The sequence below is a fragment of the Maribacter sp. MS6 genome (genome assembly GCF_056839185.1).
Window position 1 is genome coordinate 3713712 of the sequence record NZ_CM166389.1, and the last position, 16300, is coordinate 3730011.

At 37.4% G+C, this 16300-nt stretch carries 15 protein-coding genes; 5 read left to right on the plus strand and 10 right to left on the minus strand.

The annotated features are described in order from the left end of the window. Positions 1–65: 65 nt before the first annotated feature. Positions 66–1262, minus strand: coding sequence for an LETM1-related biofilm-associated protein (locus tag MS6x_RS16235; RefSeq protein ID WP_482603503.1), 1197 nt, complete (start codon positions 1260–1262; stop codon positions 66–68). 204 nt (positions 1263–1466) lie between these two features. Here MS6x_RS16235 and MS6x_RS16240 point away from each other — a divergent pair, with 204 nt between their 5' ends. The 3 genes from MS6x_RS16240 (at position 1467) to MS6x_RS16250 (ending at position 4383) form a co-directional block, all read left to right on the plus strand. Continuing rightward, entirely contained in the window at positions 1467–2177 is a 711-nt protein-coding gene (locus tag MS6x_RS16240; RefSeq protein ID WP_482607184.1) for a DUF4331 family protein, read from the plus strand. 23 nt (positions 2178–2200) lie between these two features. Then, positions 2201–2986 (plus strand): DUF4331 family protein, encoded by a 786-nt coding sequence (locus MS6x_RS16245; RefSeq protein WP_482603504.1) that lies wholly within the window; start codon positions 2201–2203, stop codon positions 2984–2986. Between the two features lie 119 nt (positions 2987–3105). Continuing rightward, positions 3106–4383 carry a tetratricopeptide repeat protein gene (locus MS6x_RS16250; RefSeq protein ID WP_482603506.1) on the plus strand — a complete coding sequence of 426 codons (1278 nt, stop codon included), beginning with the start codon at positions 3106–3108 and terminating at the stop codon, positions 4381–4383. Between the two features lie 357 nt (positions 4384–4740). On the opposite strand, the gene MS6x_RS16255 is transcribed toward MS6x_RS16250, so the two are convergent. Together MS6x_RS16255 and MS6x_RS16260 are read right to left on the minus strand one after the other, a co-directional pair. After that, a complete protein-coding gene (locus MS6x_RS16255; protein WP_482603507.1) occupies positions 4741–6981 on the minus strand; it encodes an efflux RND transporter permease subunit in 2241 nt (746 codons plus the stop codon). A 117-nt stretch (positions 6982–7098) separates the two neighbouring features. Further along, positions 7099–7884: a DUF547 domain-containing protein gene (locus tag MS6x_RS16260; RefSeq protein WP_482603509.1), complete on the minus strand. Its 786-nt coding sequence runs from the start codon at positions 7882–7884 to the stop codon at positions 7099–7101. 211 nt (positions 7885–8095) lie between these two features. Between MS6x_RS16260 and MS6x_RS16265 the strand changes: the two genes are divergently transcribed. Together MS6x_RS16265 and MS6x_RS16270 are read left to right on the plus strand one after the other, a co-directional pair. Then, the gene (locus tag MS6x_RS16265; protein ID WP_482603511.1) at positions 8096–8788 is read left to right on the plus strand and encodes a TIGR04283 family arsenosugar biosynthesis glycosyltransferase; all 693 of its coding nucleotides are present in this window, start codon (positions 8096–8098) and stop codon (positions 8786–8788) included. Position 8789: 1 nt separating this feature from the next. After that, positions 8790–9851: a VOC family protein gene (locus MS6x_RS16270; protein ID WP_482603513.1), complete on the plus strand. Its 1062-nt coding sequence runs from the start codon at positions 8790–8792 to the stop codon at positions 9849–9851. 53 nt (positions 9852–9904) lie between these two features. Here the strand turns inward: MS6x_RS16270 and MS6x_RS16275 are convergent, their stop codons facing one another. From MS6x_RS16275 to MS6x_RS16305, 7 genes are all read right to left on the minus strand, one after another. After that, complete coding sequence (locus MS6x_RS16275) at positions 9905–10705, minus strand: anti-sigma factor (protein WP_482603515.1); 801 nt, start codon at positions 10703–10705, stop codon at positions 9905–9907. Continuing rightward, positions 10705–11238 (minus strand): RNA polymerase sigma factor, encoded by a 534-nt coding sequence (locus tag MS6x_RS16280; RefSeq protein ID WP_482607185.1) that lies wholly within the window; start codon positions 11236–11238, stop codon positions 10705–10707. Before MS6x_RS16280 ends, MS6x_RS16275 begins: the two co-directional genes overlap by 1 nt. Positions 11239–11314: 76 nt before the next feature. After that, complete coding sequence (locus MS6x_RS16285) at positions 11315–11905, minus strand: superoxide dismutase family protein (RefSeq protein WP_482603516.1); 591 nt, start codon at positions 11903–11905, stop codon at positions 11315–11317. A gap of 62 nt (positions 11906–11967) precedes the next feature. Continuing rightward, entirely contained in the window at positions 11968–12453 is a 486-nt protein-coding gene (locus MS6x_RS16290) for a YdeI/OmpD-associated family protein (RefSeq protein WP_482603517.1), read from the minus strand. Then, positions 12453–13667 carry a bifunctional alpha/beta hydrolase/OsmC family protein gene (locus MS6x_RS16295; protein WP_482603518.1) on the minus strand — a complete coding sequence of 405 codons (1215 nt, stop codon included), beginning with the start codon at positions 13665–13667 and terminating at the stop codon, positions 12453–12455. Before MS6x_RS16295 ends, MS6x_RS16290 begins: the two co-directional genes overlap by 1 nt. Positions 13668–14013: 346 nt before the next feature. Next, positions 14014–15468: a cardiolipin synthase gene (gene cls, locus MS6x_RS16300; RefSeq protein WP_482603520.1), complete on the minus strand. Its 1455-nt coding sequence runs from the start codon at positions 15466–15468 to the stop codon at positions 14014–14016. 369 nt (positions 15469–15837) lie between these two features. Then, positions 15838–16263 (minus strand): VOC family protein, encoded by a 426-nt coding sequence (locus MS6x_RS16305; RefSeq protein ID WP_482603521.1) that lies wholly within the window; start codon positions 16261–16263, stop codon positions 15838–15840. Positions 16264–16300: the final 37 nt, after the last annotated feature.

The following is a 16300-nucleotide window of genomic DNA, read 5'->3' on the forward strand; positions in this document are numbered from 1 at the left end:
TATTAAAGCACTGATTAAAAAGCAATTGAAGTTAATAATAGATTTTATCTATGTTGAATAACTTACTACTTTTCCTTATTTTTTTCTACCCTGTTTTCGTCAAAAGAAGAGGGTAGTAACTTTGGTACTAATTTAATAAAAATCGGTAGTAAAACAGCACCACCAGGAAGAATAAAAATAGCCAAGGACGGGATACTTTTAAAGATATCTATTAATTGATTTTGTACTTTTTTCTTTTCTTCTTTTGTTAGATCTCGTAATGTAGATTTGCTCAAAAGCGTCACAAGTTCTGCACTTTCCGATAGTTCTTTTTGGAGCCTTTTACTGTTCCTTAAGATAAGCTTGTTCACTACTTTGCTCATACTATCATAGAATTGTACGGCAAGATTATTCTCTTTTAGAAAGGGAATTTTTTTTGAGTTTTTCTCAAAGAAAACAGTGACATCTTCCAGTGATTTAGCAATGGCTTGTCTGGTAAACCCAATATCCTTTCCAATGCCAAAAATGAATTTCGACTCCTTATAATCCAAAGAATGATCTTCCCAAACAGCAAGGCAGGACATGTCTAATAAATAAGCATTTTCGCAGCTAGGTCTTTCTTTTAATAGAAGTTTTTTATAGGAGCCGTCAAAGGATTGTGTGTCTGGATTAATAAACGAGAGACTGGAGCCAAAAAGTTCTGCTAGTTTTACGTCCTTCTTGTTTTTTTCTTTAGAATTTAATGCGTGATAGGTTAGGTTGATGGCTAAGTATTCCAGATTATAGGCATAACTTTTTATACCCACCGAATTGTTTAAGTAGCGCTTAAAGAGTAAACTATCTATGAATAACAGCGAGTTGGTAATGATACTATTAAAGGTTTTACTTATAACGTTATCCTCTAAATAAACACGCGAATCAATAAGCTTCTCTAGCTTAGCAGTTGTGGTATTACCACTTAATAATTTTCCTAAAAAGCTTACATGCGCTATCCTTAAAGTATCGTAGAAGGCAAAAAGGTCTTGTAGAAACGCCTGAAAACTAGCCTTACGTTCTAACCTATAGGTGTAATATAGTGCTGTGATTAGGTTTATTTTGGCCTTTTCATCTTCGGACAATGAATGTTCCGATCGTATAAACGGGAGTACTTCCGTATTTATTCCATAGACAAAACCAGTTCGTTTCAAATCGAAATACAATGCAGAAAAGTCTGTATACTTATCCTGATGTTCCTCAATGACCGATTCAAATTTCGATATCCAACCGCTTGACGACGGATTCATGCGCTTGCCTAGTTTTAATTACAGGACGAAATTACTCTAAATTCATCATATAGAGTAGCTTGAGTAAGCAAAGTCATAAAAAAGAAGAGGGACCTCTCTGGTTCCAAGGATATATTTCATTAAGATATATTTAACACTTAAAACTGAACCCCCTCTACATTACCTCGTAAATAAGGCTGAGTACTAATCTAAAATTTTAAAATGATGAAAAAATCAAAATTATTTATGGGCCTAGGGGCTATTGCAATTGTAGCTACTATATTGGTTGCTGCTGATCATATAGATGCACCAGGCGCAATGGGCACAACCGCTGATATTGCTGACTTTTATGCGTTTGAGCCTTCTTTAGGTTCCGACAATACGGTATTTGCGGTAGATTTACAATCCAATGTTTTGCCAGATTTAGCTTACGGTACGTTCGATGAAAACGTGCTTACAGAAATAAACATTGACACAGATGATGACCTAGTGGAAGATTTGGTCATACAAGCGATACCAAGGGCCGGTAGGATGTATTTCTTTGGGCCGGTTGCACCAAGTACAACTGGAACAAATGGCACTATAATGGTAGACGCAGCTTTGGGTTCCGTAGCTATTTCAGGAGCAACTGCAACTGTTGAAACTACAGCAAATGGAGTTTCTCTATTCGCAGGACCAAGACAAGATGCTTTTTATTTTGATTTCTTCCAGTTTAACGCTGTCATAGGCGGAATGGCTCCAGAAGGTTTTAAACCTGCCGGTGATCCTAGTTCAACTGCCGATGACGATACCACCGCGGTAGATACCTTTGATGGTTCCAACACGATGTCTATCGTAATCGAAATTCCAAATAGTCTTTTAGGGGAAACTAGTGCTGTAAATGTCCTGGGAATTCCAGTGTACAAGACGTGGATTACGACAAACATAAAACAATAACAACTTTATAAAAATTAGAAAACATGAAAGTATTTACAATGAAAAATATGTTAGCGCTATGCGCGCTGTTGGTTTTCGCTGCATGCAGTGATGATGATGATCAAATAATGGTAATGGATAATCCTACCTGTGCAGATGGTGTCATGAACGGGGATGAAACGGGAGTTGATTGCGGAGGTTCTTGTACTCCTTGTGAGACAGGGGTAACTCCACCGGACTTTTCTGGTACATACGCACAAGCTGATTTTATGGGTAGACCTGGAATCAATACGGTGCTGAGTGTCGATGGGGCTACAAAGGATATGCATAATATGGCTATACCCTCCGAGATGGGAGCTAGTTTTCAAGCTGCTTTTGAAGCACGTTTAGAGCAATATCACGATGTTTATGCAGGTCTATTGGGTGCTGATCCAGCAGCAGTAAACTTTGAACCGAATATTTTAGGGGATATTTTGAACGGGCCAGATAAGGATGGCTTTACGGATAACCCTGTTTCCGCCACGGTCCTGACAACCGTTTTGGCATCTGACGTATTAGAGGTTGCTCCAAATTTGCCAACTACCTATTTTAATGGTGGTTCTGGAGCTCCAAACTATGAAGGTGCAATTGGATTAACGGGTAGAACTCCGCAAGATGATGTTATAGATATCTCTTTGATACTTTTATTTGGAGGTGGTGACGGTGCCCGTTTTAGTGGCCAAGATACGGATATGGACGGTATGGCAGATTTACCAAGATTAACATCTGATGGTGTGGCATTGACCGCAACAATTTCTACAAGCTTCCCTTATTTGGGCGCTCCTGAATAAGTCTATGAAAAAGGAGCTTAAGGGAGTATGATTATCATACTCCCTTATTTTATACAGATAAAAACAAAAAACAAAAAACAAAAAACAAAAAACAAAAAACAATGAAAACAATGAAAACAATGAAAACAATCCTAATATTACTTTCGATTTCACTACTTGTTTCCTGCAATTCGAAAATGGAGAATACCATTGGAAACCAAGAAGATTATAATGATTTTTTAGTGGCAAAAGAACCAAAAACAACTTCAAAATATTTTAAACTTTGGAATACTAAAATAAGGCCAGACAGTATTCAACTTACCAGTTTTGCCATAGTAGGAGGGGAGTATACGCGATATTTTAAGGAGACAGGAGATATTACCTATTTAAAAAAAGCGGAACAAAGTTTAAAAAAAGCAGTTGCCGTCGCCGCGGTAGGAAAAGAGACCTATTTACGTGCTTTAGCAAGAAATTACATAGCGCAGCATAGATTCAGGGAAGCACTTGTACTTGCCAATGAGGCTATGGAACTTGGCGGTGGAGCTAATGAATCTAGAAGTTTACTTTTTGATGTTCATATGGAGTTGGGTAACTATAATGTTGCAGAGGCCTACTTGGAAAGCATTAAAAACTTATCTGATTTTGGGTATATCATCCGCCTATCCAAGTGGAACGATTATAAAGGTGATTTGGATACAACTATTGCCTTTATGGAAAAGGCTAAGGAAAAAGCTATGTCGGCCAAGAATAAGGAACTAATGCTATGGAGCTTCACTAATTTGGCAGATTATTACGGTCACGCAGGTAGAATTGCGGACTCTTATCAACATTACTTAAGTGCTTTAGCATTGGACCCTAGTAATGCATATGCCAAAAAGGGTATCGCGTGGATTGTGTACTCCCATGATAAAAATCCTGAAGAGGCCTTACGTATACTTGATTCGGTTACAGCTACCTACAAGGCTCCGGATTATTTTCTTTTGAAAGCGGATATTGCCAATTACATGGGTGATGACAATACTAGACTGGATAATCTTGATAGCTACTTTACTACGGTACAAAACAAAGCCTACGGTGATATGTACAATGGGTACAACGTATCCTTATTTTTAGAGGAAACCGGACAATATGAAAAAGCTGTACAGCTATCCATGAGAGAGGTTGCTAACAGGCCTACTCCTGAGTCGTACAGCATGTTGGGGTATAGTTATCTCAAAAATGGTCAGGTAGAAAAAGCAAAGAAAATAATGGATGCGCATGTGTATGGCAAAACATTTGAGCCTGCATTATGTTACCAAGCCGCAGAGGTGTATAGCGCAAGCGGTGAATTAGAGAAGGTTCAAATTTTGAAAAAGGATTTGGTGGGCGCTATTTATGAGCTAGGTCCAGGTATGGAGAAAGATATTAAGGCTTTATAAGGTATTTACAATTTCATTTTCGGTTGATTTAGGTTGGTTGTTTTTTGTTTGACATCGTAGTGTAACAGCTGCGATGTCTTTTTTTGTAGGTATTTCATCGAAAATTAAGTTTTTATTAAGACTCGCATAGATGAAAAGTATATATTTATCGACCAAATACTAATATGTTCATTTTTATAAGCTTTTTACTAGCTATATTCTAGTATTATAAATTTAACCAGAACCAAAACTATTAATCTACTGTTATGGAATATCTTCTCTTCTCCTTTTGGGTTGCTGCAATGGTTGTAATGATTGGTAAAAGTATATTCGCTTATCGCTCTTTACAGCGCACTATCAACGGAAAAAATAGAATCTTTAAGTAAACTTCCGAAGCAAGACCGGCAATAAAAGCAGGTCAAGAATAAGTGCGGCCACAAGCGTAACGCTTATAATTGTACCTATGGTTATGCTAGGTTGATGTATGGAGAATAACATCACCATAAACCCAAAGAATAGGATTAGCGTTGTAATGACCAACGCCCTACCGGTTTGCGCAAATGTTTTTTCCAGGGCTTCTTCTTTGGATAATCCTTGGGTGATACCTAATTTATATTTACCAAGAAAATGTATGGTATCATCAACGGCAATACCGAAAACAATTGCAAAAACTACTGATAAACCTGCTTCTAAGGGTATGCCTAAAAACCCAAGTATTCCACCGGCAAATAGCATTGGTAGGAGGTTTGGAACTAAGGAAATCAAAAACATTTTGATATCCCGGAAGACGAAGACCATGATTACACCAATAATAATGAGACCATAGAGAAGCCCTTCCAATAGGCTTTTCCGAATGTATTCGGAATTTTTATCCAGTAACATGCTTTTTCCGGTAACCCTTATCTGCATTTTGGTAGTATCGGTAGCAGTGTTTGCAAATCTTTCTATATGTGAGTATAACCGTTTAAGGCTATCAGTACCCACATCCTCTAGTTTGCCATTTATCCTGGCTTTGTCCCTGGCTTTGTTCACAAATTTTGCCAGTTGCTTTCTAGCTAGTTTGGTTACGTCTTTTTGATACTTGATAAATGTAGCTTTATCCTCCGGTAGACGCAGATAATCCGATTTGTTTAAATTGTTTGCTTTATTGATGATTTTATAGGGCAGGTTAGGGGATTGAATGTTTCCAATAGTTTTGATTTGTTCTAAATGAGTGGTCAGTTTTTCAATTTCTAGGGCTACCTCATAATCTGTAACCTTATATCCATTTTTAGCCGTAATTGCTATTTCCAAGGGTCTAAATCCTGCGTATTTTTCCTGAAAAAAATTAAAATCGGTAGCTATTTTGCTTCGGTTTGGTAAGGTTTGCTTAAACTCGTGATTCGTAGTAACGAGGCTTATACCCAAAATACAGAGCAGCATAAATACCAAAGTTCCAACAATTATCTTGTTGGGATTTGTTTTAGTAATGGTATTGATGCGTAATAGATTAGTTACCCATTTTTTAGAAATGCTTTTACGCCCAATTAGGCGCTTCTTTGGCATACTAATTAAGAGTGCACCCGTAAAGCAAATAACCGTAATATAAGCGACCATTACACCCATGGCTGCATTAATACCAAATTCACGAATGCTTACCAGCCTAGACGATAGTAGGGTTATAAAACCTATTGCGGTCGTTACAGAGGTTAGCAAAGTGGTAAGCCCCACTTCTTTAAGAGAAGATACAATGGCTGCGTAGCTATCTTTTCCGCTTTGGATTTTACGTATAAAGCTATCGGTCAAATGGATTACATCGGATGTTCCTACAATAAGCATTAGCACCGGATAAAATGCGGCCATTGCATTCATTTCCTTTCCGAGTATGGCCAATAATCCAAGGAAAAGTAGCAGCGATAGTCCAATAGAGGCTACAGATATGAAGACAACAGGTAAGCTCCTGTAGACCAATAATAATATAATAAACACTAAAATTGATGCGATTACGGTGGTTTTAAGAACCTCGCTCTTTTGCATATCTACAATAGCCTCGTAAAAAAAGGCCCTGCCTAGCATGTGATAGTCCGTAAGTTTGTTCTGTTGTAGTGCTAAGCGAACTTGATTTAATAACAGCGCAGATTCAGTATAATCCAGATTATCCTCTGTAGAAAGGGCAAGTACCAAGGAGTTGGCCTGTTCGTCTATGAATACGTTAGTAAACAAACTGTCTTCACGTATCTTCTTCCAGTCTTTTCTATATTGCGTGGTATCCGTTATATGAATAATGGGCAAGGTAGTGTATCCAAAAGTTGTTTTTAATGGATAAGAAAGTGTCGTTAAAGAATTACGCTCCGTAACATAACTAAAGGATTTACTTTCTTCCGATAATGATTGAAAACGGGTCAAGAAGTCTTCTTCAAAAACGCCATTTTCATTTTTGACGGCAATCAATAAAAAGTTGTCATCCGTACCAAATTCAGCTACAAACTCGTTATAGAAGGTCAAATCTGAATCCTCTTCTGGGAAAAACTGACTAAAATCAAAGGAAAATTTTAAATTTCCTACGACCGATGCAGACAGGATACCTAAGGTTAGAAATAATACAATGCTGATTATTCGTAGAAAAGAGAGGCTTTTCATACCTTAAAAAAAGCTTTTGGGATATTCGTTTTCATAGCATTGCAAAGTAACGAAACCAATTTAAATCCTAGATAAAAAACTGTTTTGTTATTTTGATAGGCTTAAATTTAATATGGGCTATAAGTCTATGAAATTATCGAGATCTAATGTCCAATCATAGTTTTTATAGGTAATCTCAATGTTCTTAGTATCGGGTATTAAATCTTCTTTTTTTAGTATGTTCTTTACACCGCTCTTACCGCCAAAATCTCCGCGAAACCAACTAAATAAAGCGGTGACCGCAACTTCCTTCTTTTCTTTTGAATATACCGTTGTGTTTTTAAGGTATGTTGAGGTACCTTTTTTAAATTGTTCCTCTAATTTGTCCCATTGATAAATAGCTACTGGCGGACAATCTTTGGCGCCACAATTTAAGGCAAAATGTATCCGGTAATCCTTGTTATCCACTCTTAATTTGCGCTCAAATTTGTTGGGAAACCATTTACGGATGTAGCCTAAACCATATTCCCATTGCGATTTTCTAATGATACCATGTTCTATTTTGGCAAAAGAAACGGTTTCTCCGGCTATGGTAATTTGTTCCTTTTTAAAAAAGGTTCCGCGGTCATCGTAGAGTTCTGGTTGTTTTTTAAGAATAACTTGGATGTAGGCATTGTATATGTTCACCCAGAAGGCTAATTTTTTTGCATCGCTATCCAAGGCTGCTTCTAGCTCTATTATAGTTGTATTCGCTAATATATTCTGAATATCCTTGGTGTCTTTGTTTAGCTTTATACGCTCTAAAAATGTTTCGGATAATTCATTAAAATCAGCTTCCTTGTTAGAAGTCATTTGCGCCTCTACCTGGTTTTTGCAAGAGATAAGAATAAAGAAGAACATCAAAATAGTGTTGGTATATTTCATAAGTATGCTTTGCTTTAATTACACATACGTAAAAGACTCGCCTGTGGTTTTATCTATAAGTCGTTAAAGCTAAAGAAACTTTCAAAAGCGACATTATCTCATAAAAAAAAACCTTTCTTTTGAATTTACGTAGATTTAACTAACATGTAAAGCTATGGTGATTTTATAAAAAAACAAGTTGTACTCTTAAGGTCGCTAAAACATATCATTTATGATAAGTATAATCATTCCTGCTCATAATGAAGAGCAAAATTTAAGTATACTTTTGTCGCACATTGCAGCGGTACAGGATAGAGACAGCGCCGAAGTGATTATTGCATTATCTCCGGAGAGTCAAACCTATGCATTGGGTCATTTTGAAGGTCAAGTGCGATTGCTTACTTGTAAAGAAAAGGGTCGGGCTGCACAAATGAACGAAGGTGCTATGCTGGCAAAAGGCGATATTTTGGTGTTTTTACATGCTGATGTAAAACCTCCATCTACATTTTTAGCAGATATAGACAAGGCACTTAATGAAGGGTACGATGCAGGTTTTTTTTCCTACAAGTTCGATAAAGAGGATTTTTGGTTAAATATCAATGCTTCTTTTACGGGGCGGGACGGCATGTTTACAGGAGGCGGAGACCAGTGTTTGTTTATACGGAAATCTATTTTTGAGAAACTAGGTAGATTTAATCAACATCAAGTATTGATGGAAGATTTTGAGTTTTTTAAACGGATGAAACAGGCGCACGTTCCTTATACCATTATTAAGACCGATCTCATTGTTTCTTCACGCAAGTATGAACGCAATTCATACCTCAGGGTCAACTTATCAAATTTACTACTGGTATTACTTTTTAATTTAGGATATCCTAGTACCAAATTAAAATCCATACACGATAGATTGATTCGTAGTTCATAGCATGGCCGAAATTATAAACGGGATACAACAAATAGGAATAGGCGTTACCGATACCAAAAAAGTTTTTAATTGGTACCGGGAATATTTAGGATTCGATATTCTTGTGTTTAAAGATGAAGCAACAGCCTCCTTAATGACAAAATATACCCAAGGAGAACCGCAAAGAAGGGATGCCTATCTGTCTTTAAACATGAAAGGTGGTGGTGGTTTAGAGATATGGCAGTTCAAAGATCGTGTGCCAAATGCACCTACAATACCATTTTTAATGGGGGATTTAGGTATAAATGCTATGATTATTAGAAGTGATGATGTTTTAAAAACACGAAAAACTTTAAGAGCTCTTTCGCTTAATTATATAACGGACATTGATAGTAGTACATGTGGAAGAACGTTTTTTTATTTTAAAGACCCTTGGGGAAATTTGGTAAAGGTTGTTCAGGATGATTATGGCTTTAGTAAGACAGAAATCCCTTCAGGTGGTGTAATGGGTGCGGTTATAGGCGTTTCCGATATGGAGAAATCAATGGATTTTTATAATTCGCTTTTGGGTTACAATCAAAAGATTGCAGATGAAGTTATAACAATGCATTGCGCATCTAAAGACGATGAGGCCAAAAAGTATAGAAGGGTTCTACTAAAACATGAACGGTTATCCTATGGAGGGTTTGGAGCGTTACTAGGACCCTCTGAAATAGAATTGTTACAGGCTTTGGATAGACAGCCTATCAAGATATTTGAAAACCGACTTTGGGGAGATTTAGGGTATATACATATTTGTTTCGATGTTCATGGTATGAAGGCCTTAAGGAAAAAAGCAGCTGATTTGGGTCATGCCTTTACTGTAGATAGTGCAAATAGTTTTGATATGGGAGATGCAGCGGGACATTTTAGTTACGTTGAAGATCCAGATGGAACGCTAATAGAATTCGTGGAAACCCACAAGGTTCCAGTGCTGAAAGTTTTAGGATTATATCTAAATCTTAAAAAACGAAATCCTAAAAAGCCATTATCAAAATGGTTGGTAAAAACCCTTAATTTACATAAGGTAAAAAGGAATCTGTAATTAGTTTTTTCTACGATAATTAGTGCTGAACAAATTTGGATAGCACCTATATATTAGGTGGCAGAAACTGTTCCTAGGGTATATAGTTGTTCTAAATTGGGAGAATCGCTACCACCGGTAGGCTCTAAGGTAATCCCAAAAGCTTCTGAATTATTGGTATTGTTAAGTACGAACACCTTATTTTTATCTTCATTAAACGTATCTAATATACCTATGCTTGTTGGGGTAAGAGTAGGAGATAGTTTAAGAGACCATACCTGGTATACAAACCCGTCTGGTGGTTCCGGCAAGCCTTTCGCATCTATAAATACTTTTTCCGTCGTTTTGTTCCAGTAAGCTTTTGCATAGGAATCTGGCGAAACCGCTTGTCCACCCAAGGTAATTACTTCAACTTCTTTATCCCTAAGGGCGTTCAAGAGCGCTTGGGTTTTTTCAAGGGAGGTATCGGAATCTGCAATTTGGTCTTCTAAACGTAGATTAGTATCGCTAACAACTTCCAATTCCGATTTTAGTTCTTGATTTTGGTTGTACGTCCAAAACAATCCTATGGCCAACAAAACAGATGCGGCCCATCCGAGGTAAGAAACCCATGGTTTTTTGTCTTTACGTATATCAACTACTTTTGTTTCTTTTTGGCCCTCTAACTGGTTTTTAAGTGTCGTAAATGGGTAGGGTTGTAGTTTTGAACTCCTTGAAGTTAATTCTAAAACAGCTGTTTCTATGGCGATAATTTCATCATGAATCTCTTGATATTCTTTAGCATAGGTAACTACTTCCAGATTTTCTTTGTCTGAAAGTGTTCCTGCAACATACAGTTCCAGTATCCCTGATGCTATGTATTTTTCAACATCCATTACTTTACAACCATATTTTCCCGTAATTGGGAAATACAACTTCGATTTCTTGTTTTTATAGTTCCTACTGGCATATCCAGTTCTTCCGCTGCTTCTTTTTGGGTATATCCCCTAAAATAGAGTAGTTCTATAAGTTGAACGCACTTTTCTTTTAAATTAAGTATTAATCTTTTCAATTTTTTAGAATCCATACGCTCAGAAACTTCCTCAGGTTGTTCTAAAATACTTACGAAGTACTCTGCAGAAAGGTTCTTTTTTTCATTTTTATACGATTTACTGCGTATTTCATCGATAGCTGCATTCCTCGCAATATTTAATATCCAAGTAAAAAAACGCCCTTTTGAGGCGTTATAGCTTTCTGCATTGTTCCATATTTTCACAAATACATCTTGACAAATTTCTTGGGCCCTATCGTCATTCTTAACGATAGTACTAATGACTCCACAGATGTTTTCAGCGTACATGGCATATAGCTTTTCAAAAGCTGCCATGTCCCTTTTCTTAAAACCTTCTACCAACTTATCTAGCGTCATGTAATACCAATTGCTTGCTAAAAATAGAAAAAGCCGCATTAAGAAACGGCTTTTTTATTAGTTAAATTTCGAATAGTTATTCTATTATCCCAGTACAGCTAACACGGGCACCGGCGGCACCACTAGGTTGCGATGTAAGATCATCTACGCCTTGGTGTACGATTATCGCCTTGCCTACTATATTTTTATTCTCATCGTCACAACCAATGCACCATTGGTCCGTTGAAAATTCTACAACAGCGTTCCCGTCTGTATCGGCCATCATGTTACCAATATCTCCTTTATGATATCCCTCTTTAGCGCCCCAAGCACCATGTGGCTCATTGGTCGGGTTCCAATGCCCACCGGTAGATTTACCATCGTCTGAAGAACAATCTGCTGTTTGGTGTATGTGAATGGCATGCTCGCCCTCGCTAAGACCATTAAACATGCCCGTCATGGTAACTGTTCCGTTAGCTTCGCTAAAGCTAACCTCTCCCATAACACTACTGCCGCTTTTCGGTTCCATCATAAACGTAATGTTTTCGGCAATAACTTCATCTTTTACTTCTTCTACAACCGCTTCTACTTCTGTTGCCGCATCCGTAGCTTCTTTCTTAACTTCTTTACAGCTAAATGCCACCAATAAGGCCAAAGCCGCTATTTGAAATTTAAATATCTTTTTCATTCTACTTGTTTTTAAGATTATGGCTTAAAATTAAGAAAATATATGGCGAATGGATGCTCATATCAAAATGATTTTAACACTATTCGGACATCACGAATACCTCGTTTAAGATTTTCGCACAATACTAACGATTTGTCAATTCTAGTCTGTGTGTTTTTAAAGCGTGTAATGGCGTAAATAATACCTCTTTTTTTACCATCTGTAAGGGACTCAAAAATCTTAAAAGCATCAAAATCACTGAGGAATACCGCCTCTAACTCCTCTGGCATCGCAACTCCATACTTGGAGGTGTCCTCAAAAAACTGAAGCTTAAAATGGTCATTGGGAAATATACCCAGTTCCTTTTGGTAGCGTTTACCAAACATCATATAGTGCTGATTTCCTCGTTTTTGAATGGCGCCGTAAAAAGTAACTTCTTTGGTATTGAACGATGCTATCGCTTTAACCCTTTTCTGATTTTTAGCTAAGAAGGGACGTATTATTTCTTCCGGTAATAATAGGGAGTAGTAACTTCCTGTAACGGTAATTTCAAAAACCGGACTTTTCATTACGCTTTCAGTTCTGTGATAATTTGCACTGTACTATGTAGGGTTTTGTGCACGGGACATTTATCCGCTATCTGCATAATGCGTGATTTCTGTTTATCATTCAAGGTCCCAGAAACCGTTATTTCTCTTTTAAAAGTATCCAACTTGGCATTATCGCTTTCACAATTCTTACAGTCTTGTGCATGTGATTTACTATAACTGGTATGTACCTGTACATTATCTAGATTCCACTCCTTTCGCTTGGCATACATTTGAATAGTCATCGCGGTACAAGCAGATAGGCCGGCGGAAACAAGCTCGTAAGGCGATGGGCCATAGTCGTTTCCTCCAAAGGATATGGGTTCGTCCGCGGTCATAAAATGATTTCCCACTTTCATTGCCGTTGTAAAACCATCAGCGGCGTCCAAACTTGCCATTACGTGATGTTCGGTCCTTAAATTCTCGGTTTCAGGTATAGGTATATAACGTTGCGACCAGCCTGCAATAACCTGTCCTACATAGGAGGAGTCTTCCTTTTTCATTAAAAGGTGGTCTGCGCCATCCAAGGATACGAAACTTTTTGGATGGTGTGCCGCATGGTAGATTTCCTCGGCATTTTTTATACCTACGGTTTCGTCTTGGGGAGAATGAAGAATCAAGACCGGTTTCCGCATATTTTTAACTACGACGGCTAAGGATTTACGCTCCAAATCATCTAAAAATTGTTTTTTTATGGTAAAATCCCTTCCGCTAAGGTTCACAACAGCCTTGCCACTTGCATTAATTTCTGGAATGGTACTTTTGAACAAATGCTTTACATGAACCGGATTAGATGGCGCTCCAATTGTGGCCACCGCTTTTATGGAAGTTATTTCGGCAGCAGCAAAAAGTGCTGCGGCACCACCAAGGGAGTGCCCCACTAATAGTGATGGCGCGTCATATGTTTTTTCTATATAATGGGCAGCGGCGACCAGATCTGAAACATTACCTGAAAAATTAGTGTCCTCAAAATCACCTTCACTTTCGCCGAGACCTGTAAAATCAAAACGTAGAACAGCGAAACCACTTGCAGTCAAGGCTCTGGATATACTTTTTACGGCCAGCAAATTCTTGTTACAGGTAAAGCAATGTGCGAAAATCGCATAATTATGTGGATGTCTGTCAGCTGGTATTTCTAGGCGACCAACTAGTGTTTCGCCTTCCTTGTTCTGAAACGTAATTTTTTGAAGATTCATTTGTGTGCTGTTAGGTGTTTCAAATTGGTCGAAAAGAATTGAAATTCCTTTCTTTGTTCTAAATTCAAGAATACCAGTAGTCGAGTGCTAATCCACATTAAAATACTGGTATCGCTTTCTTATTATGCTTTGAGCGACTGCATAGTTCTTATAAGTGCTACTAAATTTTCCATTGGTAAATTACTAAAACAAAAACAGCGTATTTCCCAACCTTCACATCCATTTACAAGAAAAACAACAGGTACTAGGTTAGGAAGTGTGTTACATGGCATTACTTATGGAGCTTTGATAGTCCCTAACGTAATGAAAACTAATTGGCATAGCTTTGTAATGACGCTGTTCTGCCTCATAAAAAAGGCGATAGTAGGCGGACGATTTTTTCCCATAGATGTACATATTTGGGTCTTGCCAGCCAGTTTTTAGCATCAATTTTTGAAGATTCCTTTAAATCGTTCAGAAAAGCGGATTCTAGCTGACCAGCAATTTCTTCACCGTAAACTAGTGCATTGATTTCAAAATTAAGATCAAAACTGCGATAATCCATATTTGCGGACCCAATGATTGATAAGTCATCATCTACAACCATCGTTTTTGCATGAACAAAGCCCTTGTTATATAAGAATATCTCTACACCGTATTTTAAAAGTTCTGTGTAGTATGAGCGAGCGGCTGCATTTACCAACTTAGAATCGGAAATTCCAGGAACTAATAACTGCACTTTTAATCCGCCTTGCGCGGCAATGATTAAACCGTCCATTAGACTTTCTCCCGGTATAAAGTAAGGCGTGGTTATTAATATTTTTTTCTTGGCGGCACCAATGGCTTCTAACAGCGAATAAAAAATAACCGGTAAGTCAGAATCTGGACCGGAAGGGACCAATTGTACGATTTCCCCGCTAATTTTTGTAACCGGAGAAGGTTCAGGAAAGTAGCTGCTATGGTATACCATTGCATGGTTGCTACAAAAATTCCAATCACACAAAAAGAGATATTGCAAGTACAACGTTGCGGCACCCGTCAGCTTTAAATGGGTGTCGCGCCAAAATCCATCGTCCTTGTTGTTACGGTCGTTTCTGTAACGCTCGCTCATATTTATTCCGCCTACAAAGCTTGTTTTACCATCTACAACTATAATTTTTCTGTGATTCCGATAATTTAACCTACTTGCTAGGGCAAGTATTTTTATTTTGTAAAAAGGTGCGGTCTGTACCCCAGCGGCCTCAAGGTTTTGGATAAAAGCCTTGCTTAGGCCATTACTGCCAAAATCATCGTACATAAAACGCACTTCTATACCCTGTTGCGCTTTGCGTATTAAAATAGCTGCTATGGCCTTTCCGGTAGCGTCATCTTCATAAATGTAATATTCAAGATGAATGTGATGCTCCGCTGCGGCTAATGCCTTCAGAACTTCTGGAAATTTCTCTTCCCCGTTTAATAATAGTTTTACCGTATTGTTCGATGTTAACGGACTACTGGCAGATTTTCTTACAAACTCTGCCAAGTTATAGTTTACTGGAGGAATCAATCCAGAATTGAGCACTTTATCAGAGTATGCGAACGTTCTATTTCTTAACTCATTACGTAATCCGTCATCTTGTACTATTTTTTTGCTGTACAACTTTCGTTTTCTATAATTAACACCAAATGAAAAGTAAAACAGCATCCCTATTATAGGAACAAAAATTACAAAGAGAATATATGCCAAGGCCTTGATGCTACTTCTGGTATCGTACAATATCCTTAAAATGAGTAACAGCAGTACAATTATGTACAAAATTTCTAAAAGTAAGATCCAATTCATTTAATGCGCCGACGAGATGATTGTTAAAGATGGTTTGCCAGCATAAGTTACGATTGTTTGTCGTATTGGTTTACAAATAACGGTTTATAGCTATACTGAATCATGCAAAAGTAAATACATAAAGTTGATTATGAGATATTTAGATGCATAGGCGTCGGTTACTTTTTTATCATACTATTCAATACAGCAAGTAGGACGTTTTAACTCAAAGTTTTTTCTACTAAGTGCAGGTAAAACCGCTGCATAATACAATTACGGGTTACCGGATAGTAATCACTTGGTTTGGGGATTGTTGGTTCGTTTTTGACTATACCGAGAATTTTGGTCTATTAAAGCGCCTAGTAGTATTCCTTGATTGATGCGAATAATTTATTTGGTTCTCCCTACAACTAACTTTTCATATTCAACATCATTTGGTTCCCACAATTCAATTTTATTACCGTCATTGTCCATTATATGGACAAATTTCCCATAATCAAATGACTCAATATTATCTAAAATAGTCACTCCGTTTTTTTTCAACTTGGTTAAAAGTTTTTCTAAATGGACAACTCTGTAATTAATCATAAACTCTTTCGAAGAAGGTTCAAAATGCCGGGTTTTTTCATTGGATGGACTCCATTGTGTAAATCCCTTTTTAGAAGAATCGGAACCTTGGTACCATTCAAAATTGGTCCCCCATTTGTCCGTGTTGAGTCCCAAATTATTTTTATACCATTCTTTAGTTTTTTCAGGATTCTTTGTTTTAAAGAATATTCCTCCTACAGCTGTTACTCTTGGCTCATTATTTTTCATAATTATTTTCTTGTTTAGTTATGATTGTCTAGGCAAT

Excerpts from the sequence above, each read along its gene's own strand:
- cls (WP_482603520.1), bottom strand. The coding sequence starts at position 15,468 with ATGAATTGGATCTTACTTTTAGAAATTTTGTACATAATTGTACTGCTG.
- MS6x_RS16245 (WP_482603504.1), top strand. The coding sequence starts at position 2,201 with ATGAAAGTATTTACAATGAAAAATATGTTAGCGCTATGCGCGCTGTTG.
- MS6x_RS16290 (WP_482603517.1), bottom strand. The coding sequence starts at position 12,453 with ATGAAAAGTCCGGTTTTTGAAATTACCGTTACAGGAAGTTACTACTCC.
- MS6x_RS16235 (WP_482603503.1), bottom strand. The coding sequence starts at position 1,262 with ATGAATCCGTCGTCAAGCGGTTGGATATCGAAATTTGAATCGGTCATT.
- MS6x_RS16240 (WP_482607184.1), top strand. The coding sequence starts at position 1,467 with ATGAAAAAATCAAAATTATTTATGGGCCTAGGGGCTATTGCAATTGTA.
- MS6x_RS16250 (WP_482603506.1), top strand. The coding sequence starts at position 3,106 with ATGAAAACAATCCTAATATTACTTTCGATTTCACTACTTGTTTCCTGC.
- MS6x_RS16285 (WP_482603516.1), bottom strand. The coding sequence starts at position 11,905 with ATGAAAAAGATATTTAAATTTCAAATAGCGGCTTTGGCCTTATTGGTG.
- MS6x_RS16305 (WP_482603521.1), bottom strand. The coding sequence starts at position 16,263 with ATGAAAAATAATGAGCCAAGAGTAACAGCTGTAGGAGGAATATTCTTT.
- MS6x_RS16280 (WP_482607185.1), bottom strand. The coding sequence starts at position 11,238 with ATGACGCTAGATAAGTTGGTAGAAGGTTTTAAGAAAAGGGACATGGCA.
- MS6x_RS16265 (WP_482603511.1), top strand. The coding sequence starts at position 8,096 with ATGATAAGTATAATCATTCCTGCTCATAATGAAGAGCAAAATTTAAGT.
- MS6x_RS16255 (WP_482603507.1), bottom strand. The coding sequence starts at position 6,981 with ATGAAAAGCCTCTCTTTTCTACGAATAATCAGCATTGTATTATTTCTA.
- MS6x_RS16260 (WP_482603509.1), bottom strand. The coding sequence starts at position 7,884 with ATGAAATATACCAACACTATTTTGATGTTCTTCTTTATTCTTATCTCT.
- MS6x_RS16295 (WP_482603518.1), bottom strand. The coding sequence starts at position 13,667 with ATGAATCTTCAAAAAATTACGTTTCAGAACAAGGAAGGCGAAACACTA.
- MS6x_RS16270 (WP_482603513.1), top strand. The coding sequence starts at position 8,790 with ATGGCCGAAATTATAAACGGGATACAACAAATAGGAATAGGCGTTACC.
- MS6x_RS16275 (WP_482603515.1), bottom strand. The coding sequence starts at position 10,705 with ATGGATGTTGAAAAATACATAGCATCAGGGATACTGGAACTGTATGTT.